This is a genomic window from Bradyrhizobium sp. SZCCHNRI3052 (assembly GCF_032484895.1).
GTDB lineage: Bacteria > Pseudomonadota > Alphaproteobacteria > Rhizobiales > Xanthobacteraceae > Bradyrhizobium.
Window position 1 is genome coordinate 258979 of the sequence record NZ_JAUETW010000004.1, and the last position, 23962, is coordinate 282940.

The window sequence follows — 23962 nt, forward strand, 5'->3', positions numbered from 1 at the left end:
GCGCTGCGGCAACCGGGATGGTAAACGTGATACCGTGCAGAACGCGTCCACTATGAACCAAATTGCAACCGCAATCGACCATCATGGAAGAAGGGAAAAAACCGGCGACCGGCCAAGGTCGCCCGGGGAGCGTTATGGGTATCGTGCTTGATCAGATCGGCAAGCTGATTGCCGCCTATCTCCAGAAGGAGATCCCCGGCTATGAGCCGTTCACGCCGAGCGATCCGGACTATCTGCGCAAGGACGTCCAGCCCGGCGACGTGCTGCTCGTCGAGGGCAACAGCCGCATCTCCGGCATCATCAAATACCTCACGCAGTCGACCTGGTCGCACGCCGCGCTCTATGTCGGACCGATCGACGGCGCCGTCGAGCCCGACGGCGAGCCGCACGTGCTGGTCGAGGCCTATGTCGGCGACGGCGTGATCTCGGCGCCGCTGTCGAAATATTTCGCCTATCACACCCGTGTGTGCCGTCCGGTCGGCCTGACCTATGAGGACCGGCACACGGTGTGCCGCTACGCCATCAATCGCATCGGCTTCGGCTACGACACCAAGAACATCATCGACCTGATGCGCTATCTGATCCCGATGCCGATTCCGCAACGCTGGCGGCGGCGCATGATCGCGCTGGGCTCGGGTGATCCGACCAAGATGATCTGCTCGGCGCTGATCGCGCAGGCCTTCGATGCGGTGCGCTACCCGATCCTGCCCAAGATCACGCGGGCGCCATCGCGGCGCGCCAAGCGCGAGATCCTGCACATCCGTGATTCCTCGCTCTACATGCCGCGCGACTTCGACATCTCGCCCTATTTCGAGATCGTCAAGCCGACCATCGTCAATGGATTCGACTACACGACCCTGCATTGGGCCGACAAGCAGAAGCCGCTCGCGGAGGTAGCGGGCGAGTTCGCCGTGTTTCCAGGAGCCATCACAGCGCCGCCGCTCGTTCCTGAGACGGCTGACGAAGAGGCGACGCAGCAGGCTGCGGCTGAGGAAATAGTTGCGAAGCTCGGCGAACGGCTCGTGGTCAACGAGCATTTTCTCGTCGCCGAGCCGGTACGAAACGTCGCGCCACGTCCGACCGCACGCCGCCGCAACAAGGTGGCGGTCTGAGCTGGGCTGACCTCAGCGATCCGACCGGCCGATCACATCCATCAACTCCGCGATCTTCTGCCGTTGATCGGCCTTGTCGCCGGATGCGATGGCATGCTCGACGCAATGCGCGACGTGGTCGCGCAGAATCTCCTCCTCGACCCGGCGCAACGCCGCCCGCACAGCGGAGATCTGGGTGACGATGTCGATGCAGTAGCGGTTGTCCTCGACCATTTTCGACAGGCCCCTGACCTGCCCTTCGATCCGACTCAAACGTTTCTGACAGGATGTCTTGATGTCCTCGCGCATGGAGCCTATATACCCCTGCAGGGTATAGGTTTCAAGAGGCTGAGCGATGTCGGAAACCAGACACGAGCATGGCGTCGCGGCGGGCGGCGAGGGCGGATGCGGCTGTGGATCGCGCGCGCGCGCGGTGGAAACCGGACACGAACAGGCATCCGCGGACAGTTGTTGCAGCGATCGTGCCGGCGCGGCGCCTGCCAGCGCTTCGGGCGGCGGCTCGGACCACGCCGCGCCTGAACCAGCGAAGGCAACGGATCCGGTCTGCGGCATGTCGGTCGATCCCGTGACCTCGAAGCATCGCTTCGAGCATCAGGGACAGACCTTCCATTTCTGCTCCGCCGGCTGCCGCGCCAAGTTCGCCGCCGATCCGGCCAAGTATCTCGCAGCCGCCGTTTCACCGGCAGCCACGGGGTCGTGCTGCGGCGGCCACGATCATCACGCGCATCAGCATGGCGAGACGGCAAAGGTCATCGATCCCGTCTGCGGCATGAGTGTCGATCCCGCGACCTCGAAGCATCGCTTTGAACACGCGGGTCACACCTTCCATTTCTGCTCGGCCGGCTGCCGTACCAAGTTCGCGGCCGAGCCGGACAAATATCTCGGCGAACGCGGGCCGCCGCCGGAGATGCCGGCGGGCACGATCTACACCTGCCCGATGCATCCCGAGATACGTCAGGAAGGCCCAGGCACCTGCCCGATCTGCGGCATGGCGCTCGAGCCCGACGTCATCAGCCTCGACGATGCGCCCAATCCCGAGCTCGCCGACATGAGCAGGCGGTTCTGGATCGGCGCTGTGCTGTCGGCACCCGTTGTCGTGCTCGAGATGGGCGGACATCTCGTCGGCGGCCACGGCCTGATCGATCCCGTGCTGTCGAACTGGATCCAGTTCGCGCTGGCGACGCCGGTGGTGCTGTGGGCCGGCTGGCCGTTCTTCGTACGCGGCTGGCAGTCGGTCCAGACCCGCAATCTCAACATGTTCACCTTGATCGCAATGGGCACGGGCGTCGCCTATGTCTACAGCGTGATCGCGACCGTCGCGCCGCAGGCGTTTCCGCCGGCGTTCCGCGGCCATGGCGGCGCGGTGGCGGTGTATTTCGAGGCGGCCTCGGTCATCACCGTCCTCGTCCTGCTCGGCCAGGTGCTGGAGCTGCGCGCGCGCGAGGCAACGTCGGGAGCGATCAAGGCGCTGTTGCAGCTCGCGCCCAAAACAGCGCGCCGCCTCGACACCGACGGCAACGATCATGAGGTGGAGATCGCCGAGCTCGCGGTCGGCGATCGCCTGCGTGTGCGCCCGGGCGAGAAGGTGCCGGTCGACGGCATCATTCTCGAAGGCCGCTCGTCGCTCGACGAATCGCTTGTCACCGGCGAGTCGATGCCGGTGACCAAGGACGAGGGCGAGCGCGTCATCGCCGGCACCTTGAACCAGACCGGCAGCTTCGTGATGCGCGCCGACAAGGTCGGCCGCGAGACCCTGCTGTCGCAGATCGTGCAGATGGTCGCCGATGCGCAGCGCTCGCGCGCGCCGATCCAGCGCCTCGCCGATCAGGTCGCGGGCTGGTTCGTGCCGATGGTGATCGCTGCTGCCATTGCCGCCTTCGTCGCGTGGTACGCGTTCGGTCCCGAGCCGCGCTTCGCCTTCGGCCTCGTCGCCGCGGTGAGCGTGCTGATCATCGCCTGTCCCTGCGCGCTCGGTCTTGCGACGCCGATGTCGATCATGGTCGGGGTCGGCCGCGGCGCCCAGGCCGGCGTGCTGATCAAGAGCGCCGAGGCGCTGGAGCGGATGGAGAAGGTCGATACGCTGGTCGTCGACAAGACCGGCACCCTGACCGAGGGCAAGCCGAGGGTGACCAGCATCGTCACCGCTCAGGGCTTCGACGAGGCCGACGCGCTGCGGCTGGCCGCCAGCGTCGAGCGCGCCAGCGAGCATCCGCTGGCCGAGGCCATCGTCCGGCATGCCGCGGAGCGCAACATCAAGCTCGCCGACGTCAAGAACTTCGACGCGCCGACCGGCAAGGGCGCGCGCGGCGAGGTCGACGGCAAGGCCATCGTACTCGGCAATGCGACCTATCTCGCCTCGCTCGGCATCATCACTGATACGCTCGGCGTCGAGAGCAAGCGGCTGCGCGAAGAGGGCGCCACCGTGATCACGATGGCCGTCGACGGCAAGCCGTCTGCGCTGTTTGCGGTCGCCGATCCGGTCAAGGCGTCGACGCCGGAGGCGCTGAAGGCACTCGCGGCCGACGGCATCAAGGTGATCATGCTGACCGGCGACAACCGCACCACGGCCACCGCGGTCGCGCGCAGGATCGGCATCACCGAGGTCGAGGCCGAGGTGCTGCCCGAGCAGAAGAGCGCCGTGGTCGCGCGTCTGCGCGCCAGCGGCAAGATCGTCGCGATGGCCGGCGACGGCGTCAACGATGCGCCGGCGCTCGCCGCGGCCGACGTCGGCATCGCCATGGGCACCGGCACCGACGTTGCGATGGAGAGCGCCGGCATCACGCTGCTGCAGGGCGACCTCGGCGGTATCACGCGGGCGCGAAAACTGTCGGCGGCGACGATGCGCAACATCCGCCAGAACCTGTTCTTCGCGTTCATCTACAACGCCGCCGGCATCCCGATCGCCGCCGGCGTCCTCTATCCCCTGTTCGGCATCCTGCTGTCGCCGATCATCGCAGCGGCGGCGATGTCGCTGTCGTCGGTGAGCGTGGTCGGCAACGCGCTACGGCTGCGGGCGACCGATCTTTGATACGATGCCGGCGGACTTGCCGAAGCCCGCCGGCATGTCTACCTCTGCCGCGGGCTTTGCAGCGAGGGACCCCGCCATGATCGACGCCGCCATCAAGGCGATTTCGCAGATTCTGTCGCCGCCGATGCGCTCGATCCTGTGGCGCTCGATCGGGCTGGCGCTGGTGCTGGTCACGGTGCTCGCGATCGGGCTGCAGCGGCTCCTGACCTGGCTCGCGACTGCCGGCGAGGGCTGGGCGGAGGCCATGCTCGGGCCGAACTCGCACGGCACGCTGGAGGTGCTGACCTGGATCATCTCGATCGCCGCCGGCTTCGGCGTCGTGTTCGGCGGCATCATGCTGATGCCGGCAATCACCTCGGTGATCGCGAGCCTGTTCGTCGACGACGTCGCCGACCTCGTCGAGCGCGAGCATTATCCGGCCGAGCGCCCCGGCGCCGCTTTGCCGTTCGGCGTCGCCATCATCGAGGGCCTCAAGGCCGCCGGCCTCACCATCCTGGTCTATCTGGTCGCCCTGCCCTTCGTGTTCCTCGCCGGCGCCGGCTTCGTGATCTTCTTCCTCGCCACGGCCTGGCTACTCGGCCGCGAATATTTCGAGCTCGCCGCGATGCGCTTCCGGCCGCCGGCGGAGGCCAAGGCGATGCGGCGCGACAATGCGATCACGGTGTTCACCGCGGGGCTGATCATCGCGGCCTTCGTCACCATCCCGATCGTGAACCTGGCGACGCCGCTGTTCGGCATGGCCTTCATGGTCCACCTGCACAAGCGCCTATCCGGACCGCGGCCCGAGCTGATCGAGCCGTCGCCGGAGCGCCGGCTGCGCAGCCTCTAGCGCCATCATCCGCGGCGACAGGCTCGTCGCCTTGCTGCGGGCGAAGGGGATCAGCAGGAAGCCGAGCAGCGCGACACCAGCGAGCAGCGACCAGGCCTCGTTGACGCACAGCGCCAGCGAGGCCTTCTCCACCAGCGGCCGGACATAGGCGATCGCCTGCTCCTCCGAGATGCCGCGCGGCCGGTTGCGCAGCAGCTCCGGCGCGAGCCCGATTGCCTTGGCCGCCGCGGTATCGCCGGCCAGCAGGCGGTCGCGAAACGCCTGGGCATGCATGGCGACGCGGCCATAGATGATGGTGTCGATCAGCGCGATGCCGATGGCGCCGCCGAGATTACGCATCAGGTTGAACAGCCCGCTGGCGTCGGCGACCTCGGCCTGTGGCAGGTCGCCGAGCGCGATCCGCGTCGGCGGCAGCAGGCAGAACATGATGCCGACGCCGCGCACCACCTGCGGCCAGAACATCTCCTGATAGTCGGCGGTCGGCGGCTGGAACGCGCTGGCGGCGAGCCCCGCGCCGAACAGCACGAAACCGAACGCCGTCAGGAGACGCGCGTCGACCTTGCCGTCCAGCGCCGTCACCAGCGGAGCAGCGATCAGTTGCGCCACGCCGGTGACCAGCATGATCTTGCCGATCTCGAACGCATCGTGGCCGCGCACGAAGGCGAGGAACACCGGCATCAGATACACCGAGCCGAACAGCCCGATGCCCAGACAGAAGCTCGACAGGCAGCCGAGCGTGAACGACCGGCGCTGAAAGCTGCCGAGCCGCAGGATCGGCTGCGGTGAGGTCAGCAGGCGCTGGACGAGCAAGGTGAGGCACGACGCGCTCAGTACCAGGAACGCGATGCAGTTCGACGACAGCCAGCCGCCCTTCGGCGCCTCCTTCAGCCCGAGCTCGAGGCTGGCCAGGGACACTGCGAGCAGCAGCAGCGCAAACAGGTCGAGCTTGTCGAGCTCCGCGAGGTCCATGCGCTGCTTCGGCAGCAGGCCGGGCGTCGCCAGCGCGGCGACGAGGCCGGGCGCGATGTTAATCAGGAAGAGCCAGGGCCACGACCAGGTGTTGGTGATGAAGCCGCCGACGACCGGGCCGATGGTCGGCGCGAGCACCGCGACCACGCCGCCGATCGTCGTCGCGACCGCGTGCAGGCGCGGTGGAAACAGCAGGAACACGGCGGAGAACACCACGGGAATCAAGAGACCACCGAAGAAGCCCTGCAGCACGCGGAACGCCAGCAGCGTGTGAAAATCGCCGCTGAACGCGCAACCGAGCGAGGCGGCGGTGAAGATGCCGACGGCGCCGACGAACAGCCAGCGCAACGTGAACACCCGCGTGAGCAACCCGGTCAGCGGAATGGCGATGATCTCGGCGATCAGATACGCCGTCTGGATCCAGCTCATCGCCTCCGGCGTGATGCCGAGCGCCTCCTGGATGGTCGGCAGCGACGTCGCCACCACCTGGATGTCCAGGATCGCCATGAACATGCCGACGCACATCAGGATGAAGCCGAGCCAGGTGGCGAGGCTCGGACGATCCTGCGGCGCGGCCGATGCGCTCATGCGGTCTGGCCGCCGCCGATGCCGGTGAGTGCTTCCGATTCGGCGCGGATGCGGATGAACAGCACCGCCGCATTCAGGCCGGAGAAGATCAGGGCGATCAGCGGCAGATGCAGCGCCAGCGGCAGCAGCGCGATCTCGGCTGCGACCACCAGATAGTTCGGATGCGAGATGTAACGATAGGGACCATCGGTGACGAGGGGCGCCCCCGGCAGGATGATGATGCGCGTCGTCCAGCGCGGACCGAGCGTCGCCAGCACCCACCAGCGCAGCCCCTGCAGCAGCACGAAGCCGCTCAAGAGCCACGGGTCGACCTCCTGGTCGGCGCCGAGCAGCCACAGCGATACCAGCCAGGCCGCATGCATCGAGATCATCAGCGGATAATGATCCGCCCCGACCTCGACCGCGCCCATGGCGCGCAGGCGCTTGGTGTTGTGGCGGGCGAGCACGAGCTCGCCGAGCCGCTGCATGGTGACGAGGGCGAGGACGAAGGCGGCGAAGGTCATGCGGCGTGCCTCAATGAAACGCAGCTTGCGGTGAACCCAGGTCCGAGCGCAGTGAGCACCGAGCGCGGCGGCAAGCCCTGGGCGCGGGCGCATTCCAGCACGAACAGCACCGTCGGCGCGGACATGTTGCCGTAGTCGGCGATGATCTCGCGCTCATGATCCAGCGTGCCCTGATCCAGCGACAGCGCGCGCTCCAGCGCCGTGATCACCTTGGCGCCGCCGGGATGGCAGACGAAGCGGTCGACGTCGGCAGGCGCGAGCTTCATCCGGTCCAGGATCTCGTTGACCGCGGGGCCCATGTTCTCGGTGACGAAGTCCGGAATGGTGCGCTGGAAGATCACGCCAAAACCTTCGGGATCGACGCTCCAGCCCATGATGTCGAGCGTATCGGGCCACAGCTTCTCGCCGGTCGCCTCGACGCGGATAGCGCCGCCATCGCCGGCGCGCAGGATCGCGGCCGCCGCGCCATCGCCGAACAGGCTCAGCGCGACGATGTTGGCCTTCGTCAACTCATCATGGCGGACAGCCAGTGTGCACAGTTCGAAGGTCACCAGCAGCACGTTGGTGCCGGGCCGGGCCTGCGCCAGGCGCGCGGCGATCGACAGGCCCGAGACCCCGCCGGCGCAGCCAAGCCCGAACACCGGCACGCGCGACACGTCCGCGCGAAAACCCAGGCGGCCGGCGACGCGCGCTTCCAAGGTCGGCGTCGCGATCCCCGTCGAGCTCACGGTGACGATGGTGTCGATGTCGGCGGCGTTGAGATCGGCCTGCGCAAGCGCCTTGTTCGCCGCGTCGACGAACAGCGCCTCGGCGCCTTCGAGATAGGCTTCGGTGCGCTCCGGCCAGCCGCGCCGCTCCATGTACCATTCGATCGGCTTGACGCCGTAGCGCTGGCGGATGCCGGTGTTGGCGAACAGGCTCGCCATCGTGTCGAACTGCGGGAAGCGCGGCGCCAGCACCACGCGTGCGGCCTCCATCACTTCGTTCTGGCGAAACTGATGCGGTGGCACCGAGGTCGCGAGCGACACGAGTGCGGCAGTGTTGTCCATGCGGCTGATCCTTCAACGTCCCGGCGCAGAAAGGTCCGAGAACGCGGGAATCGTCACGCGCCACTCACATCGCCCCGGATTACGGGTGTCATCTTATGTCCAATGCGGGCGGCGATGTGGCCCGGCCATGGTGAGACGGCGTCGCGCCGTGACACAATAGTGACTGTCAAACGCGTTCTCAGGCGAAACCGTTCGTCACGCACAACGTATCAGGCGGTCTTCTCCGGCCAGCGGCAGAGGTCCTTGATCAGGCACAGCTCGCAGCGCGGCTTGCGCGCCAGGCACGTGTAGCGGCCGTGCAGGATCAGCCAGTGATGGGCATGCAGCATGAACTCGGCCGGGATCGCCTTCTCCAGCCCGAGCTCGACCTCCAGCGGCGTCTTGCCGGGTGCTAAGCCGGTGCGGTTGCCGACGCGGAACACATGGGTGTCGACCGCCATCGTGTGCTCGCCGAACGCCATGTTGAGCACGACGTTCGCGGTCTTGCGGCCGGCACCGGGCAGCGACTCGAGCTCGGCGCGCGTACGCGGCACCTCGCCGCCGAACTCGCTGATCAGCTTTTGCGACAGCGCGATCACGTTCCTGGCCTTGGTGCGGTAGAGGCCGACGGTCTTGATGTAGTCGCGGAGTTTGTCCTCGCCGAGCGCGATCATCTTCTGCGGCGTGTCGGCGACGGCGAACAGCGGCCGCGTCGCCTTGTTGACGCCGGCGTCGGTCGCCTGCGCCGACAGCACCACGGCGACCAGCAGGGTGTAGGGGTTGAGGTGCTCGAGCTCGCCCTTCGGCTCCGGATTGGCCTGTGCGAAGCGGCTGAAGGCCTCGCGGATCTCGGCCGGGGTCCAGGGCCTGGCCGCCTTCGACGCTGTCTTGACCGGCCGGGCAGGGCTCTTCGGCTTGGCCGTCGGAGCCTTCTTGGCGGCCCGTTTCGAGGCGGCCTTGGGGGCTGACTTGGGCCCGGCCTTGGGAGCGGCCTTCTTCAAGGGGCTGCGAACCGGCGCCGGTTTGGCGCGTTGGGGGCGGGTGATTTTGGCCATGATCCGGGTATACTGAGGCCCCATGACGCCAGGCAATGCTTTTGCGTATCAGGAGACCGGCACCGACGCCGCTGATCCCGAGCTGTTCGCGGCCCGGCTGACGCCGCATCGCTCGCTCAACCGCACCGGCTTTCTGGTGCTGATGGTCGTGGTCTGCGCCATCAGCTTCATCGGCGGCATCGCCTCGCTCTTGATGGGCGCCTGGCCGGTGCTCGGCTTCTTCGGCCTGGATGCGCTCGCGATCTACTGGGCCTTCAAGGTCAACTTCCGCCGCGCCAACGCCTATGAGGACATCTCGATCACCCTGACCGAGCTGCGCCTGCGCCGCGTCAGCCACAAGGGCCACGTCATGGAATGGCGCTTCAACCCGCTCTGGGTGCGGCTCGACCAGGAGACCCACGAGGAGTTCGGTATCGAGCGCCTCTACCTGGTGGCGCGCGGCCAGCGCGTCGCCATCGCGAGCTTTTTGGGCCCGGAGGAGAAAGCCAGTTTTGCGAAGGCCCTCACGGCCGGGCTGCAGGCCGCGAAGCGCGGGCCGGTGTACAACCCGCTGTAGCGCGTCCAAGGGCACTGACTGCGGGCAGCTCTACCCAGGCGAAAGCGCCGCTAACACCCTCCGGCGTCGTTCCGGGGCGCGCGCAGCGCGAGCCCGGAACCCATACCCACAGGACCTTGTGTGGGGCACGCGGGTAGTGGGCATCTCGCCTCACACGTCTTCTCGTGGTTATGGATTCCGGGCTCATCGCTGCGCGATGCCCCGGAATGACGGAGCAAGCCGGGAAACTCCTGTTTCAAGCCGAAGCCGATCGCAACGCCCCTAGCCTCCCGATCGGAAATCGGGTGGAGTCCGCGCCCCGGCCGCCCTACATCCGGATCATGATGACCCTCGCCATTCACGATTCCGCCCTGGCCAAGCCGGGCCCGCAACAATCGGCCGCGCTGCGCGACTACGATGCGGTGCGCCGCGCGATCGCGTTCATCTCCGAGCACTGGCGCCGGCAGCCGACCATCGAGGACATGGCCGACGCCGCCAGCCTCACGCCCGACGAGTTGCACCATCTGTTCCGGCGCTGGGCCGGGCTGACGCCGAAGGCGTTCATGCAGGCACTGACGCTCGATCACGCCAAGGGCCTGCTGAAGAGCTCAGCCAGCGTGCTCGACGCCGCGCTCGACTCGGGGCTTTCAGGCCCCGGCCGGCTGCACGATCTGTTCGTCACCCATGAAGCGATGTCGCCCGGCGAATGGAAGACCGGCGGCGCCGGCACCACGCTTCGTTACGGCTTCCACCCCTGCCCGTTCGGCATCGCGCTGGTGATGGCCACCCCGCGTGGCCTCGCCGGCCTCGCCTTCGCCGACCCCGGCGAGGAGGCTGGCGCGCTCGCCGACATGAAGAGCCGCTGGCCCCGCGCCACCTATATCGAAGACGTCCCCGGCACCGCCGGCCTCGCCCAGCGCATCTTCGACAAGACCCTGTGGCGGCCCGACCAGCCCTTGCGCGTCGTCCTGATCGGCACCGACTTCGAGGTCCGCGTCTGGGAGACCCTGCTCAAGATCCCCATGGGCCGCGCCGTCTGCTACTCGGACATCGCGACCCGGCTGGAGTCGCCGAAAGCCTCGCGCGCGGTGGGCGCGGCGGTCGGCAAGAACCCGATCTCGTTCGTCGTGCCCTGCCATCGCGCGCTCGGCAAGACCGGCGCGCTGACGGGCTATCATTGGGGGCTCACGCGCAAGCAGGCGATGCTTGGGTGGGAAGCGGGGCAGGTGGGGATGGGGTAGAGCGGCGAGGCCGCTGCTACTCTCGCTGTCATCGTCCGCGAACGCTGACGATCCAGTAAGCACCGACGTCTCGAGTCTCGCGACCGTCACGGCGTGCTGGATGCCCCGCCTGCGCGGGGCATGACGACTGTAAAACTACGCAGCTTTTCATACGACACGAATTCCAGTCAGGCGCCACTCTCTCCGCCGTCATTCCGGGGCGTGCGCAACACGAGCCCGGAATCCATCGCATGGCAGATCGTGGCGGCTGCGCTGCGCGAACGTCGCCAACTTTCGATGATGCCGACGGCAGGCGCCGCGATCTCAGTCTCACCCTCCCCTGGAGGGGGAGGGTCGATCGCGCGCGAAGCGGGCGAGCGGGGTGGGGTGAGCCGCGGAAACCGGTGCAAGTGGAGAGATCATCCCACCCCGGCACACATGCGCTCCGCGCATCTGAGCCGACCCTCCCCTCCAGGGGAGGGTGACAGCGGGGCTCACCTCGGCTGCTCTCAATTCTCTGCCCTTGAGAACGGGCAGAGGGAGCGCAGCGTCGATACGGCGGGGGCTGGGCTTCAACTCATGGGGATGCGATCACCCATGAGAAGTGGAATCTTGCGACGGTCCTAGCCCGCCAGGTCCAGCTTGGACTCCACCGTCGAGTCCGCGTTCAGGCGATAGATGATCGGCACGCCAGTCGCCAGCTCGCGCTTCAGGATGCCTTCGGGCGTCAGCTTTTCCAGCACCATGATCAGGGCGCGCAGCGAGTTGCCGTGGGCGGCGACCAGGGTGCGCTGGCCGCGGAGGACGCCGGGAAGAATTTCTTGGACGTAGTAGGGCAGCGCGCGGGCGAGCGTGTCCTTGAGGCTCTCGCCGCCGGGCGGCGGGACGTCGTAGGAGCGGCGCCAGATGTGGACCTGCTCCTCGCCCCATCTGGCGCGGGCGTCGTCCTTGTTGAGGCCCGAGAGGTCACCATAGTCGCGCTCGTTGAGCGCGAGGTTCTTGGCTGTCGGCAGGCCGGTCTGGCCGAGCTCGGTCAGGATCAGGTCGAGCGTGTGCTGGGCGCGCGTCAGCACCGAGGTGAAGGCGACGTCGAAGACCAGTCCCTGCGCCTTCAGCTTGCGCCCGGCCTCCTTGGCCTCGGCCACGCCCTGCTCGGTCAGGTCCGGATCCTTCCAGCCGGTGAACAGGTTCTTCAGATTCCACTCGCTCTGGCCGTGGCGCACCAGCACCAGGAGACGTTCGCTCATCAGTTCGCTTCCATCGACGTTGAACTAGAAAAGGTCCTTGAGGCCGAGCACGTCGTCCATCGTGTAGTAGCCCGGCGGCTTGCCATGGGCCCACAGCGCCGCCTTCAGCGCGCCATGGGCGAAGATCATGCGGTCCTCGGCCTGGTGCGACAGCACCAGCCGCTCCGAGGGTCCGGCGAAGATGACGCTGTGATCGCCCGCCGCCGTGCCGCCGCGCAGCGAGGCGAAGCCGATGTCGCCGCTGCGGCGCTCGCCGGTGATGCCGTCGCGGCCGCGCGCGGAATGCTCGTCGAGCGCGATGCCGCGGCCCTCGGCGGCGGCCCGGCCGAGCATCAGCGCCGTGCCCGAGGGCGCGTCGACCTTGTGCTTGTGGTGCATCTCGAGGATCTCGATGTCGAAGCCGGCATCGAGCGACTTCGCCACCTGCTTGACCAGCGCCGCCAGCAGGTTGACGCCGAGGCTCATGTTGCCGGACTGCACGACGATGGCGCGCTTGGTGACGCTCCTGATGACGGCGTCGTCCGACGCGGACAGGCCGGTGGTGCCGACGACGTGGACGATGCCGCGCTGGGCGGCGATGGCGACATTGGCGATGGTCGCGGCCGGGACGGTGAAATCGAGGATGCCGTCGGCCTCGGCCGACATGCTCCAGAGGTCGCCCGACAGCTTGATGCCGTTGGCGGGCAGGCCGGCGAGGGCGCCGGAGTCCTTGCCGATCAGCTCCGAGCCGGGGGCTTCGAGCGCGCCCGCCAGCACGGCGCCGTCGGTCTCGGCGATCGCGCGCACCAGGGCGCGGCCCATGCGGCCGCCGGCTCCGGCAACGATCAAGCGCATCTTGGACATGTCAACTCCTCTGCCCCTTCAAGGGCTATAGCCGGGGCTGATAGCGGCGGCAACCGAGCGAGGCCACGTCGACGGTGGCCGGGGCGGGCGGCGATCAGGGCTGCGGGCCGTCATAGCCCTCGATGATCACCAGATCGCCTTGCGAATGCGGCGCGCGCATCGCCACCAGCCGCTGGTATTCAGGGGAATTGTAGCACGCCAGCGCGGTCGCGTAGTCCTTGAACTCGATCACGACGTTGCGCGAGCGCGAGGTGCCTTCCTTGGTCTCGTACTGGCCGCCGCGGACCAGGAATTTGGCGCCGTACTGGTGGAACACGGCGCCGTTCTGCGCGACGTAGTCCTTGTAGCCGTCCATGTTGTGCACGTCGATCCGCGCGATCCAATAGGCCTTGGGCATCCCTGTCGTCTCCTTGCTCTCTGGCGCGCTTGCTCAAGCTCGGTTGGTCTTGCCGACCAGCGCGACGGCGCTGGCGATGTCGGCGACGATGCTCTCGGCGGCCGCCGCCGGATCGGCGGCGCCGGTGACGGGACGGCCGACGACGAGGCGGTCGGCGCCGCCGGCGATCGCCAGCGCCGGGGTCATGATGCGCTTCTGGTCGCCAACGTCCGATCCCGCCGGGCGGATCCCGGGGGTCACGAGCTGCATATCAGGGCCGACCAGCGGGCGGATGAGCTGGGTCTCCTCCGGCGACAGGATCAGGCCGTGGATGCCGATCTCCTTGGCCTGCCTGGCGCGGTGCGCCACGAGTTCCTTGACACCCATGGCGTAGCCGGCGGCGGCGAGATCGGCATCGTCGTAGGACGTCATGACGGTGACGGCGAGCAGCTCGAGGCTGGAGCCGGCGGCGCCGGCGAGCGCCGCCTTCATGCTCTGGGAGAAGCCGTGCACGGTGAGGAAGCGGGCGCCAAGCCTGGCGATCTGCCGGGTGGCGCGCTCGACGGTGTTCGGGATGTCGTGCAGCTTGAGGTCCATGAACACATGCTTGCCCTCCGCCGCGAGCCGTTCGGCGAGACCGAGGCCGCCGGCATAGGTCAGCTCCATGCCGATCTTGTAGAACGTCACGGCGTCGCCGAGCCGTGCGATCATGGCTTCGGCCTCCGCCACGCTCGGCAGATCGAGCGCCACGATCAGGCGGTCGCGGGGAGCAATCTCGGTCGGCATGTCACCTCACATCGTATGTTGCGCTGTTGCGATCAGCTCCCGCACCAGCGCGTCGAGCGCCGTGATGTCGGCGGGCAGTTTGAGCCGGTCCATGTCGTTGTAGGCCTTGTCGGCGAAGGCCAGCGCAAGCTGGCTCGGGATCACCGTCGCGTTGCAGGCCGTCAGCATCAGCCGCAAGGCCGAGAGCGCACGCACGCCGCCAAAGCGGTTCTCGGAGGCGGCGGCGATCGCAAACGGCCTGTTGCGGAACACCGCGCCGCGGCTGCCCGGCGGCTCGTCGACGCGCGAGATCCAGGTGATGGCGTTGGTCAGCAGCGGCGGCACCGAGGCGTTGTATTCCGGCGTCACCAGCAGCACGGCATGATGGACGCCGATCATGCGCGTCAGATTCACGGCGTGAAGCGGAATGCCCGATTGCGCCTCGAGGTCGGCGTCGTAGATCGGCAGCGGGAAGTCGGCGAGCGAGATGCGGGTGATGTCGGCGCCGGCCTGCACGAACTGATAGGCGGCGGCCGCGGCGAGCTTCGCGTTGTGCGAGCCGGCTCGCGTCGAACCGGGGATGATGAGCATCTTCAGCGCGGACATCGTGAGGTCGGTCAACGACCCGCCACGAAGGATCGCGGCCGCCGGTCAGGGCTTGCGATACACCCAGACGCGCGCTGGCGGAAGATTCATCCAGATGCGCTCGGAGGCCTGCGTGGTAACGCCGGGCAGCGACTTCGGAATCGGCGGCACGACGGAATAGGTGAACTGCACGAACGGCGCATTCGGCGACATCGCCGCGAAGGCATCGCGGATCAGCTTCATGCGGGTCAGCATCGGCTTGGTCACGAGCGGCAGGCCGGAGACGACGGCCGAGGCCGGGGCGCCGAGCACGTTCCAGAGCGTGTCGCGAAGGCGATAGGCGTCGCCCTGGACCACCTTGGCCTGCGGGTAGCGGTCGCGCAGCAGGGCGCAGAAACCCGGATTGTACTCGACCAGCACCAGCCGCTTCTGATCGACGCCATGTTCGACCAGCGCATTGGTGATCGCGCCGGTGCCCGGTCCGAGCTCGATGACGGGTCCTGTCCCGTGCGGATCGACGTACTGCGCCATGGTGCGGGCCAGCAGTCGGCCCGACGGCATGACGGCGCCCATGTGCAGCGGCTTTTCGATCCATGAGCGGAGGAAGCGCACTTCGTCGTCCAGACGGAGAGGCTTTTTCGACGCACGCACGGACGTTTGCAGGGGCATCTCAGTACCAGACGGGACCGTCTTCACGGCGATGTCAGAAAAGAGTCACAAAGACGTATAGGGCGCAGGCGGGGCGGTCAAGCCGAACCGTAACGTACGATTAAGGCTGGCGGGTCCGCGCTCTTACAGTTGCATTCGATAATTTTTTGCATGTGCGGAGCAGCAAATTCGCTCGAAATCGACATTCCGATGCCAATCAGCGAAAGCACCAGGTCCCGCGGTTCTGCACTCACGGCTCAGCTCGCCGCCTTGCCGAAGAAGTCCTTGACCTTGGTGAAGAAGCCGGCGGCCTCGGGCTGGGTCGCTCCCGAGGACAACTTTTCGAACTCGGCCAGCAATTCCTGCTGCTTCTTGGTCAGGTTCTGCGGCGTCTCGACAACGATCTGGACATACATGTCGCCGGTCTGGCGCGAGCGCAGCACCGGCATGCCCTTGGCCGCGATCCGGAACCGGCGCCCGGACTGCGCACCGGCGGGAATCTTCACCTTGGTCTTGCCCTTGTCGATCGTGGGCACCTCGAACTCGCCGCCGAGCGCCGCGGTCACCATCGAGATCGGCACCCGGCAGTGTAGGTCGGCGCCGTCGCGCTGGAAGAACTCGTGAGCAGTCAACGACAGGAAGATGTAGAGATCGCCCGGCGGCCCGCCGCGCAGGCCCGCCTCGCCCTCGCCGGCGAGACGGATGCGGGTGCCGTCCTCGACGCCCTGGGGAATGTTGACGGACAGCGTGCGGTCACGGGTGACGCGGCCGGAGCCGGAGCATGACGGACAGGGGTCCTCGATCATCTGGCCGCGGCCGTGACAGCCGGGGCAGGTCCGCTCCAGGGTGAAGAAGCCTTGCGCCTGCCGCACGCGGCCGGCGCCGCCGCACATCGCGCAGGTCTTCGGCTTGGTGCCGGCCTTGGCGCCGGTGCCGGAGCAGGATTCGCAGGTCACCGAGACCGGAATTTCGATCTGTGCGGTCTTGCCCTGGAACGCCTCTTCCAAGGTGATTTCCATGTTGTAGCGCAGATCGGCGCCGCGCTCGCGTCCGGTGCCGCCACGGCGCTGCCCGGCCATGCCGAACAGGTCTTCGAAGATGTCGGAGAACGAGGAGGCGAAGCCGGCGCCGAAGCCGTGCGCCCCGCCCATGCCGCCCTGCTCGAAGGCGGCGTGGCCATAGCGGTCGTAGGCGGCGCGCTTGTCGGCGTCGCGCAGCACCTCATAGGCCTCGTTGATTTCCTTGAATTTCACTTCGCTGGAGGCATCGCCCGGATTCTTGTCCGGGTGCCACTTCATGGCCAGCTTGCGGAAGGCGGCCTTGAGCTTGCTCTCGTCGGCGTCGCGCTCGACTTCCAGGGTCTCGTAGTAGCAGCGCTTGGTGGACATCAATCAAACCCGCCCGAACTTCGCCCAACAGGAACGGCTGGCGCGATCGCCGCGCGCGTTCCGGGTCAATGAAAATGACCCCCATCCAACGAGCCGCTGAAAGCGCTCTTTGGCATGGGGGTCATGGTCACTACCTCTGCCTCAGTTAAGCAGATTTCTTCTTGTCGTCGTCGACCTCGGTGAACTCCGCGTCGACCACGTCATCCTTGGCGGCGTCGCGGGCCGCATCGCTCTCGGCCTGCTGCTTGTACATGGCCTCGCCGAGCTTCATCGACGCCTGGGCCAGCGTATTGGTCTTGGCCTTGATCGCCTCGGCATCGTCGCCCTTCAGCGCTTCCTTGAGATCGCTGACGGCATCCTCGATGGCACGGCGCTCGGTGTCGGCGACCTTCGAGCCATGCTCGGCCAGAGCCTTCTCGGTCGAGTGCACCAGCGCGTCGGCATGGTTCTTGGCGTCGACCGCCTCGCGGCGCTTCTTGTCCGCCACGGCGTTGGCCTCGGCGTCCTTGACCATCTTGTCGATATCGGCCTCCGACAGACCACCCGAGGCCTGGATGCGGATCTGCTGCTCCTTGCCGGTGGCCTTGTCCTTGGCCGACACGTTGACGATGCCGTTGGCGTCGATGTCGAACGTCACCTCGATCTGCGGCATGCCGCGCGGGGACGGCGGAATGCCCATCAGGTCGAACTGGCCGAGCATCTTGTTGTCGGCCGCCATTTCGCGCTCACCCTGGAAGACCCGGATGGTGACCGCGTTCTGATTGTCCTCGGCGGTCGAGAACACCTGGCTCTTCTTGGTGGGGATCGTGGTGTTGCGGTCGATGATGCGGGTGAACACGCCGCCCAAGGTCTCGATGCCCAGGGACAGCGGGGTCACGTCGAGCAGCAGCACGTCCTTGACGTCGCCCTGCAGCACGCCGGCCTGAATGGCCGCACCGATCGCCACGACCTCGTCGGGGTTGACGCCCTTGTGCGGCTCCTTGCCGAAGAACTGCTTCACCATCTCCTGGATCTTCGGCATGCGGGTCATGCCGCCGACCAGCACCACTTCGCCGATCTCGCCAGCGGTGAGGCCGGCATCCTTCAGCGCCTTGCGGCACGGCTCGATGGTCTTCTCGACGAGGTCGGCCACCAGCGCCTCGAACTTGGCGCGGGTCAGCTTCATCGTCAGATGCTTCGGACCGGACTGGTCCGCGGTGATGAAGGGCAGGTTGATCTCGGTCTGGGTGGTCGACGACAGCTCGATCTTGGCCTTCTCGGCAGCTTCCTTGAGGCGCTGCAAAGCGAGCTTGTCGTTGCGCAGGTTGATGCCCTGCTCCTTCTGGAATTCGTCGGCGAGGTAGCTGACCAGACGCATGTCGAAGTCTTCACCGCCGAGGAAGGTGTCGCCATTGGTCGACTTCACCTCGAACACGCCGTCGCCGATCTCCAGGATCGAGACGTCGAAGGTGCCGCCGCCGAGGTCGTACACGGCGATGGTGCCGGCCTTGGTCTTGTCGAGGCCGTAGGCGAGCGCGGCCGCGGTCGGCTCGTTGATGATGCGCAGAACCTCGAGGCCCGCGATCTTGCCGGCGTCCTTGGTGGCCTGACGCTGGGCGTCGTTGAAATAGGCGGGGACGGTGATGACGGCCTGGTCGACCTTCTGGCCGAGATGGGCTTCCGCGGTCTCCTTCATCTTCTGAAGGATGAAGGCGGAGACCTGCGAGGGCGAATAGGTCTTGCCGTCGGCCTCGACCCAGGCGTCGCCGTTGCCGGCCTTGACGATCTTGTAGGGGACGAGCTTCTTGTCCTTCTCGACCATCGGGTCGTCGTAGCGGCGGCCGATGAGGCGCTTGACCGCAAAGAAGGTGCGCTCGGGGTTGGTCACGGCCTGGCGCTTGGCCGGCTGACCGACCAGACGTTCACCGTCGTCACTGAAGGCGACGATCGACGGCGTGGTGCGCATGCCCTCGGCGTTCTCGATGACTTTCGACGATTTGCCGTCCATGACGGCCACGCACGAATTCGTGGTGCCGAGATCGATCCCGATGACCTTTCCCATGGTCTCATATCCTTCTTTTTGCGGCAGGTTGGGTGGGGCCCTGACGGCGCCCCCATCCAAAACCCCCTCAGATCAAATGCTCGCGATATTGCGACGATGAGCGTCATATAGGAGGGGGGGAGTGGCCCGCAAGGACCGGACCAGGGGTTCGACCCCACGAAAATCACGGCCGCCGCCCAAGGTCATCATGGAGACATCAGAGCGGCCCATCGGGCCCGGCGGCGACGCGGAACGGCGGCTCGGACCGGAGGCGACTGCGCGGGTCCACCTGTCGGCACATCGAACGGCTGGTGCGAAATGCAGGGTGTGCGATCGCCGGCAAGTGCGACAGACCCGGTACCGCTGATCTGCCCCAATGACCGAAATGCGTTGTTAACCCACGGGCCCTAGCCTGCCGCACTCCTGGGACGGGAATGAGGCATGGTCATCGACACCGATTGGGGCTTTCCGCAACGCGCGCGTGAAGCCGGCCAGGCCACGTTCCCGAGACTGCTGATCTGCGCCATCGTGGTTGCAGCCGCGTGGCTGCGGTACGTCCTTCCCCTCAATGTCGACGTCAGCTGGTGGCTCCTCGTCAGCGAGCGCATGCTCGATGGCCAGCGACTCTACGTCGACATCCTCGAGACGAATCCGCCCATGGCGGGATCGGTCTATCTTCTGGCGGTCGCACTGGCGCGTGCGATCCATCTCAGGCCCGAGCTGGCGACGAATATCCTGATCTTCGCACTGACCCCAGCATCCCTGACGCTGGTGTGGCTGGTGCTGCGGACATCGGCCCTGCGCCATCGGCTCGCGGACGGCCGGCTGGCGGCGTGGACGACCGCCCTGCTCCTGATCGCGCCGATGTATGATTTCGGCCAGCGGGAACATCTGGCCCTGATCACGATATTGCCGGCGATCGCGGTGTATATCCTGCGCGCCGAGGGCGAGCGGATAGCCCCGACGGCCATCCTCATCGCCGGGCTCAGCGCCGGCCTCACGATGAGCTTCAAGCCCTATTTCGCCTTCAGCGTCGGCTTCTGCATTCTCGCCGCCGCCGCGCAGGCGCGCGACTGGCGCGTGCTGTTCGCGCTGGAGAACTGGATCGCCGCGGCCCTGGTGCTGCTCAACGCGGCGTGCATCTACCTGTTCTTTCCCGAATATTTCACGGTCATCTATCCGCTGGTCCGCGACGTCTATCTGCTTCTGAAGGCGCCCGTACCGACCATCCTCGTCACTCTGCCGATGGGCCTGTGGCTCGCCGCGGCAATCATCGTCCTCCTCCTGCAGCGCCGGCAATACGAGCGCGACGCGGCGTCCTTCACCACGCTGGCCGGATCGCTCGGCTTCCTGGTGTCGTTCGTCGCGCAGCAGAAAGGCTGGGGCTATCACGCCTACCCCATGGTCGCGCTGGCGCTGCTGGCCGCCGGCCTTGCGGTGTCGGCGATCGACAGCAGCCGCGACGCGCGACGCTGGCCGCGTGCCGCCACCGCTCTCGCCGGCGCCGTGCTGTTCGTGCAGACCTGCTTCTGGTTCAATGGCAGCGTCGACGTCCGGCAGATCGAAGCCCAGGTGGCGCGGCTCGGTCCGCACCCGAGCATGCTGGTGCTCAGCGCGGCTGCGGTCATCGGCCACCCCATGGTGCGGACCCTCGATGGCACCTGGATCTCGCGCCAGGAGGCGTTCTGGGTCCGAGAAATCGTTCGCCGCTCGCAACAGGACGGAACCATCGATTCACAGACGGCGCAGAGGCTCGCGCCCTACGTGGAACGCGAACGCGCCGGGATCGTCGCCGACTTCCGGAAACAGCCGCCCGACGTCGTCCTGATCGACAATCAGAACAGCGACTGGGGCGATTGGGCGCGTTCCGACCCCGAACTCAGGGCTCTGCTCGAGCCCTATGTGCTGGTACAGACCGTCGACGGCGTCGAAATCCTGAAACGCAGCTAGCGCTGGACCATCCTGAATCCGCCTTTCGAGGCGAAATATCCGCGAAATGGGCCCCCGCGGGGTCCCGCCAATCGCCGCAGGCGATCAAAACCGCGCGCCCGGCCTGTTGCGGGGGGCGCAAAGCCGCTAAAAGCGTGCCCGCCGAAGACCACGCTGGCGAGGATCCCGACCGCCTCGGCACGAGGCCTCGGTCAACGAGGCAATGTTGATGATGATCGTTCGATTTTTCGCCGCGGCCACCCTGCTGATGTCGCTGCTGCACCCCGCATTGGCCGCCGACGCCATATTTCCGCCCGGCGTCCGCATCGGGCTCGCGCCCCTGGTGGGACTCGCCAAGGCCAAGACGTTCTCCGGCTTCGAAACCGAGGACCAGAGCGTCAAGGTGCTGCTGACCGAACTGCCGGCGGCCGCCTATGGCGAGGTGAAGAATGCATTTACCGCCAATCCCGCCGGGACCGGCAGCGTCAAGCCGGAGAGCATCGAGACCGCTGCCGGCACCGCCTACTACACGGTGGAGAACGGCCGGGATGGCGCCACGCCAGTGCGGCGCTACTCGATGATCCTGCCCGGCAACGGCTTCTCCGGCTACGTGGCCGTGCAGATCCCGGAGACCGCGAGCCGGATCTATACCGACGATGCCGTGCGCCAGATGTTCGCCTCCGCCGTCGTCCGCAAGGACGTTCCGGTCGACGAGCAGCTCGCGATGATGCCGTTCAAGGTCACCGACCTCTCCGGGTTCAAGACCATCCGCACGCTCGGGCCGGGCGCCCTGATCCTGGCCGATGGCGAAGAGGACAAGGGCTTCGAGGCCGCGCCCTTCGTGGTGATCGGGCTGGTGGCCGGCGTCGCCCCGGAGGCAGGCGACCGCGCGCGCGTCGCGCAGCAGGCGGCCACCACCATTCCGGGCGTCCGCGAAGCGCGCATCACGATGTCCGAGCCGATCCGCATCGACGGCCAGCCGGCCTATGAGACCCGGATCGACGCCACCAGCGGCAAGGACAATACGCCGGTGACGGTGGTGCAGTGGCTGCGCTTCGGCGGGCCGAACACGTTGCGGATCATCGGCAGCGCGCCGCGCGACCAGTGGTCGGCGGCCTTCCCGCGCTTCCGCGCCGTCCGCGACGGCATCCAGCCGAGAGGCTGAGACCAGTCCGGCATCGGACGTCGTGATCACGTCGGCCGCTCGCCGTGAGACGGACTACAAAGTTGGCCGACAAACAAGAAGCCACGGGCATCGTTGCCCGTGGCTTGTTCGTTCGATCGACAGGACGGCAGCAGGACGCCTGCCTATGCTCGCCGTCAGGCGGCGCTGTTCGACTGATCGTTGCTCGCCGCCGGCGCCGCCTTCGCGCCACCCTTGGACACGCCGACCAGCGCGGGACGCAGCACGCGCTCGCCGATCATGAAGCCGGCCTGCACGACCTGCACCACGGTACCGGACGGCACCGACGGATCCGGGACCTCGTACATCGCCTGCTGGAAGTTGGGGTCGAACTTCTGTCCCGTCGGATCGAACTTCTTGACGCCGTTCTTCTCCAGCGTGTTGAGCAGCGAGCGCTCGGTGAGCTCAACGCCCTCGATCAACGACTTCAGGCCCGCATCGGCATTGGCGCGTGTCTCGGCCGGCACGGCATCGAGCGCGCGCTGCAGATTGTCGGCGATGTCGAGCACGTCGCGCGCGAAGCCGGTGATGCCGTACATGCGCGCATCGGCGACTTCACGGGCCGTCCGCTTGCGCAGGTTCTCCATTTCCGCCAGCGTGCGCAGCATCTTGTCGCGCGCGTCGGCCGCCTCCTTGGCAAGCGCCTCGGCCGAGCCGGCCTCAGGATCATCGGGCATGATGTAGGGCTTGGAGACGACGGGTTCGCTGGCCTGCGCCGGGTTTTCCGGATCATTCTTATGCAGGTCGGGATCGGTCATGGACAGACTCGCAAGTTCGGCTGACGGGTTTGGGGATATGGGGCGGGATATCGTGCTTTGGGCGTCGAAAATCAAGCGCAGCCTGACCATCGCGCCCGAAGGCGCTGTCCGCGGGTTAACCAGGTCACGCGTCAGCCGCCCAGCAACCGGCTGACCAGACGCGCGGCATAATCGACCGTCGGAATCACCCGGGCATAGTTGAGCCGGGTCGGACCGATGACGCCGAGCACGCCGACGATGCGGCCCGTGGCGTCGGAATAGGGCGACACGATCGTCGACGAGCCCGACAGCGAGAACAGCTTGTTCTCCGAGCCGATGAAGATGCGGACACCTTCCGCGCTCTCCGCCCGTCCGAGCAGATCGACGACGCCGCGCTTGGTCTCGAGATCGTCGAACAGCCGCCGGACACGCTCGAGATCTTCGAGCGCATGCAAATCCTCGAGCAGGTTGGCGTGGCCGCGCACGATGAGCTGCCGCTCGTCGCTGTCCCCTCCGGACCAGCTCGCGACTCCGGCGGCGATCACCTTCTGCGTCAACTGATCGAGCTCGGCACGGTCATGCGCCAGCGCGGTCTCGAGCTCGAGCCGCGCTTCCGCCAGCGTCCGTCCTCTGATGCGGGCATTGAGGAAATTGGACGCCTCGGTCAGCGCCGAAGACGGCACGCCCGGCGGCAGGGTCAGGACCCGATTCTCGACCTGTCCGTCCTCGCCGACCAGAACGACGAGCGCGCGCTCGGGCTCGAGCCTGACGAACTCGATGTGCTTCAGCCGGGTGTTGGATTTGGCGGTGAGAACCACGGCAGCGGCACGGGTCAGACCCGACAGCCGGGTCAGCGCTTCATCCAGCGCCGCTTCGACCGACTGCGCCCGGCCGACGGCCGCGAGCTGGCTCTGGATCGACTGCCGCTCGGCCTCCGTCATGTCGCCGACCTGCATCAGGGCGTCGACGAAGAAGCGCAGGCCAGCCTCGGTCGGCAGCCGGCCGGCCGAGGTGTGCGGCGCGTAGATCAGGCCGAGCTGCTCGAGATCGGCCATGACGTTGCGCACCGAGGCCGGCGACAGCGGAACCGCGATCAGCCGCGAAATGTTGCGCGAGCCGACCGGTTCGCCGGTCGCCAGATAGCTTTCGACGATCTGCCGGAAGATCTCGCGCGAGCGCTCGTTCAGGTGCGCCAGACCGGCCGGCGGTGTCATCAGGTTGATCGGATCGTGGTGGGCCACCAGATGAACTCCTCCCAGCTGCCTATAATGTGTCCATGCGGCGGCTCGGTGGCAAGCCGGTCGGCGCTCGCGGGCGAAGCCATGATAAACCCTTGCCGCTGCCTGTCCCGGCTCCTACAAGGCCCGTCAAAGT

General features: G+C 67.1%; 22 protein-coding genes. 7 read left to right on the forward strand and 15 right to left on the reverse strand.

The genetic code is table 11. The annotated features are described in order from the left end of the window. The first annotated feature begins 134 nt into the window (after positions 1-134). The gene (locus QW887_RS14815) at positions 135-1112 is read left to right on the forward strand and encodes a YiiX/YebB-like N1pC/P60 family cysteine hydrolase (RefSeq protein ID WP_315716844.1); all 978 of its coding nucleotides are present in this window, start codon (positions 135-137) and stop codon (positions 1110-1112) included. A 12-nt stretch (positions 1113-1124) separates the two neighbouring features. Here the strand turns inward: QW887_RS14815 and QW887_RS14820 are convergent, their stop codons facing one another. Beyond that, positions 1125-1400 (reverse strand): metal-sensitive transcriptional regulator, encoded by a 276-nt coding sequence (locus QW887_RS14820; RefSeq protein ID WP_315716843.1) that lies wholly within the window; start codon positions 1398-1400, stop codon positions 1125-1127. Positions 1401-1662: 262 nt separating this feature from the next. Here QW887_RS14820 and QW887_RS14825 point away from each other — a divergent pair, with 262 nt between their 5' ends. Beyond that, the gene (locus tag QW887_RS14825; protein WP_316159331.1) at positions 1663-4140 is read left to right on the forward strand and encodes a heavy metal translocating P-type ATPase; all 2478 of its coding nucleotides are present in this window, start codon (positions 1663-1665) and stop codon (positions 4138-4140) included. Positions 4141-4216: 76 nt separating this feature from the next. Beyond that, the gene (locus QW887_RS14830; protein WP_315825677.1) at positions 4217-4969 is read left to right on the forward strand and encodes a sulfate transporter family protein; all 753 of its coding nucleotides are present in this window, start codon (positions 4217-4219) and stop codon (positions 4967-4969) included. Here QW887_RS14830 and QW887_RS14835 read toward each other — a convergent pair. The 4 genes from QW887_RS14835 to nth form a co-directional block, all read right to left on the reverse strand. Then, the gene (locus tag QW887_RS14835) at positions 4907-6526 is read right to left on the reverse strand and encodes a DHA2 family efflux MFS transporter permease subunit (protein WP_315825678.1); all 1620 of its coding nucleotides are present in this window, start codon (positions 6524-6526) and stop codon (positions 4907-4909) included. The genes QW887_RS14830 and QW887_RS14835 overlap by 63 nt on opposite strands. Then, positions 6523-7029, reverse strand: a complete 507-nt coding sequence (locus tag QW887_RS14840) for an isoprenylcysteine carboxyl methyltransferase family protein (protein WP_315716838.1) — start codon at positions 7027-7029, stop codon at positions 6523-6525. Before QW887_RS14840 ends, QW887_RS14835 begins: the two co-directional genes overlap by 4 nt. Continuing rightward, positions 7026-8078 (reverse strand): type III polyketide synthase, encoded by a 1053-nt coding sequence (locus QW887_RS14845; protein ID WP_316194662.1) that lies wholly within the window; start codon positions 8076-8078, stop codon positions 7026-7028. Before QW887_RS14845 ends, QW887_RS14840 begins: the two co-directional genes overlap by 4 nt. A gap of 209 nt (positions 8079-8287) precedes the next feature. Further along, positions 8288-9112, reverse strand: coding sequence for an endonuclease III (nth, locus tag QW887_RS14850; RefSeq protein ID WP_315825679.1), 825 nt, complete (start codon positions 9110-9112; stop codon positions 8288-8290). Positions 9113-9134: 22 nt separating this feature from the next. Here nth and QW887_RS14855 point away from each other — a divergent pair, with 22 nt between their 5' ends. Continuing rightward, positions 9135-9668, forward strand: coding sequence for a DUF2244 domain-containing protein (locus QW887_RS14855; protein ID WP_315825680.1), 534 nt, complete (start codon positions 9135-9137; stop codon positions 9666-9668). Between the two features lie 320 nt (positions 9669-9988). Then, on the forward strand, positions 9989-10888 hold the full coding sequence (locus QW887_RS14860; protein WP_315716958.1) for a bifunctional helix-turn-helix domain-containing protein/methylated-DNA--[protein]-cysteine S-methyltransferase: 900 nt from the start codon (positions 9989-9991) through the stop codon (positions 10886-10888). A gap of 602 nt (positions 10889-11490) precedes the next feature. Here QW887_RS14860 and QW887_RS14865 read toward each other — a convergent pair. The 8 genes from QW887_RS14865 to dnaK form a co-directional block, all read right to left on the reverse strand. After that, a complete protein-coding gene (locus QW887_RS14865) occupies positions 11491-12114 on the reverse strand; it encodes a 2,3-bisphosphoglycerate-dependent phosphoglycerate mutase (RefSeq protein WP_315716834.1) in 624 nt (207 codons plus the stop codon). A 24-nt stretch (positions 12115-12138) separates the two neighbouring features. Beyond that, positions 12139-12957, reverse strand: coding sequence for a 4-hydroxy-tetrahydrodipicolinate reductase (gene dapB / locus QW887_RS14870; RefSeq protein ID WP_315716833.1), 819 nt, complete (start codon positions 12955-12957; stop codon positions 12139-12141). Between the two features lie 94 nt (positions 12958-13051). Next, a complete protein-coding gene (locus QW887_RS14875) occupies positions 13052-13354 on the reverse strand; it encodes a DUF1330 domain-containing protein (protein ID WP_315716832.1) in 303 nt (100 codons plus the stop codon). A gap of 33 nt (positions 13355-13387) precedes the next feature. After that, positions 13388-14119, reverse strand: a complete 732-nt coding sequence (pyrF, locus tag QW887_RS14880) for an orotidine-5'-phosphate decarboxylase (protein WP_315825681.1) — start codon at positions 14117-14119, stop codon at positions 13388-13390. Positions 14120-14125: 6 nt separating this feature from the next. Then, entirely contained in the window at positions 14126-14704 is a 579-nt protein-coding gene (locus QW887_RS14885) for an NAD(P)H-dependent oxidoreductase (RefSeq protein ID WP_315825824.1), read from the reverse strand. A gap of 45 nt (positions 14705-14749) precedes the next feature. Then, complete coding sequence (locus QW887_RS14890; protein WP_315716829.1) at positions 14750-15352, reverse strand: class I SAM-dependent methyltransferase; 603 nt, start codon at positions 15350-15352, stop codon at positions 14750-14752. Positions 15353-15588: 236 nt separating this feature from the next. Then, entirely contained in the window at positions 15589-16719 is a 1131-nt protein-coding gene (dnaJ, locus tag QW887_RS14895) for a molecular chaperone DnaJ (RefSeq protein ID WP_315716828.1), read from the reverse strand. A 145-nt stretch (positions 16720-16864) separates the two neighbouring features. Continuing rightward, complete coding sequence (gene dnaK, locus QW887_RS14900) at positions 16865-18760, reverse strand: molecular chaperone DnaK (RefSeq protein ID WP_315716827.1); 1896 nt, start codon at positions 18758-18760, stop codon at positions 16865-16867. 420 nt (positions 18761-19180) lie between these two features. Here dnaK and QW887_RS14905 point away from each other — a divergent pair, with 420 nt between their 5' ends. Further along, complete coding sequence (locus tag QW887_RS14905; protein WP_316194663.1) at positions 19181-20689, forward strand: hypothetical protein; 1509 nt, start codon at positions 19181-19183, stop codon at positions 20687-20689. Positions 20690-20897: 208 nt separating this feature from the next. Beyond that, positions 20898-21833: a hypothetical protein gene (locus QW887_RS14910; protein WP_315716825.1), complete on the forward strand. Its 936-nt coding sequence runs from the start codon at positions 20898-20900 to the stop codon at positions 21831-21833. A gap of 155 nt (positions 21834-21988) precedes the next feature. Here QW887_RS14910 and grpE read toward each other — a convergent pair whose 3' ends face one another. Both grpE and hrcA read right to left on the reverse strand, forming a co-directional pair. Beyond that, entirely contained in the window at positions 21989-22609 is a 621-nt protein-coding gene (gene grpE / locus QW887_RS14915) for a nucleotide exchange factor GrpE (protein ID WP_315716824.1), read from the reverse strand. A 131-nt stretch (positions 22610-22740) separates the two neighbouring features. Beyond that, the gene (hrcA, locus tag QW887_RS14920; protein WP_316173482.1) at positions 22741-23829 is read right to left on the reverse strand and encodes a heat-inducible transcriptional repressor HrcA; all 1089 of its coding nucleotides are present in this window, start codon (positions 23827-23829) and stop codon (positions 22741-22743) included. Positions 23830-23962 lie beyond the last annotated feature (133 nt).

Bases quoted from the DNA above. Each gene is read 5' to 3' on its own strand.
- QW887_RS14815 (WP_315716844.1), top strand. From the start codon at position 135: ATGGGTATCGTGCTTGATCAGATCGGCAAGCTGATTGCCGCCTATCTC.
- QW887_RS14820 (WP_315716843.1), bottom strand. From the start codon at position 1,400: ATGCGCGAGGACATCAAGACATCCTGTCAGAAACGTTTGAGTCGGATC.
- QW887_RS14825 (WP_316159331.1), top strand. From the start codon at position 1,663: ATGTCGGTCGATCCCGTGACCTCGAAGCATCGCTTCGAGCATCAGGGA.
- QW887_RS14830 (WP_315825677.1), top strand. From the start codon at position 4,217: ATGATCGACGCCGCCATCAAGGCGATTTCGCAGATTCTGTCGCCGCCG.
- QW887_RS14835 (WP_315825678.1), bottom strand. From the start codon at position 6,526: ATGAGCGCATCGGCCGCGCCGCAGGATCGTCCGAGCCTCGCCACCTGG.
- QW887_RS14840 (WP_315716838.1), bottom strand. From the start codon at position 7,029: ATGACCTTCGCCGCCTTCGTCCTCGCCCTCGTCACCATGCAGCGGCTC.
- QW887_RS14845 (WP_316194662.1), bottom strand. From the start codon at position 8,078: ATGGACAACACTGCCGCACTCGTGTCGCTCGCGACCTCGGTGCCACCG.
- nth (WP_315825679.1), bottom strand. From the start codon at position 9,112: ATGGCCAAAATCACCCGCCCCCAACGCGCCAAACCGGCGCCGGTTCGC.
- QW887_RS14855 (WP_315825680.1), top strand. From the start codon at position 9,135: ATGACGCCAGGCAATGCTTTTGCGTATCAGGAGACCGGCACCGACGCC.
- QW887_RS14860 (WP_315716958.1), top strand. From the start codon at position 9,989: ATGATGACCCTCGCCATTCACGATTCCGCCCTGGCCAAGCCGGGCCCG.
- QW887_RS14865 (WP_315716834.1), bottom strand. From the start codon at position 12,114: ATGAGCGAACGTCTCCTGGTGCTGGTGCGCCACGGCCAGAGCGAGTGG.
- dapB (WP_315716833.1), bottom strand. From the start codon at position 12,957: ATGTCCAAGATGCGCTTGATCGTTGCCGGAGCCGGCGGCCGCATGGGC.
- QW887_RS14875 (WP_315716832.1), bottom strand. From the start codon at position 13,354: ATGCCCAAGGCCTATTGGATCGCGCGGATCGACGTGCACAACATGGAC.
- pyrF (WP_315825681.1), bottom strand. From the start codon at position 14,119: ATGCCGACCGAGATTGCTCCCCGCGACCGCCTGATCGTGGCGCTCGAT.
- QW887_RS14885 (WP_315825824.1), bottom strand. From the start codon at position 14,704: ATGTCCGCGCTGAAGATGCTCATCATCCCCGGTTCGACGCGAGCCGGC.
- QW887_RS14890 (WP_315716829.1), bottom strand. From the start codon at position 15,352: ATGCCCCTGCAAACGTCCGTGCGTGCGTCGAAAAAGCCTCTCCGTCTG.
- dnaJ (WP_315716828.1), bottom strand. From the start codon at position 16,719: ATGTCCACCAAGCGCTGCTACTACGAGACCCTGGAAGTCGAGCGCGAC.
- dnaK (WP_315716827.1), bottom strand. From the start codon at position 18,760: ATGGGAAAGGTCATCGGGATCGATCTCGGCACCACGAATTCGTGCGTG.
- QW887_RS14905 (WP_316194663.1), top strand. From the start codon at position 19,181: ATGGTCATCGACACCGATTGGGGCTTTCCGCAACGCGCGCGTGAAGCC.
- QW887_RS14910 (WP_315716825.1), top strand. From the start codon at position 20,898: ATGATGATCGTTCGATTTTTCGCCGCGGCCACCCTGCTGATGTCGCTG.
- grpE (WP_315716824.1), bottom strand. From the start codon at position 22,609: ATGACCGATCCCGACCTGCATAAGAATGATCCGGAAAACCCGGCGCAG.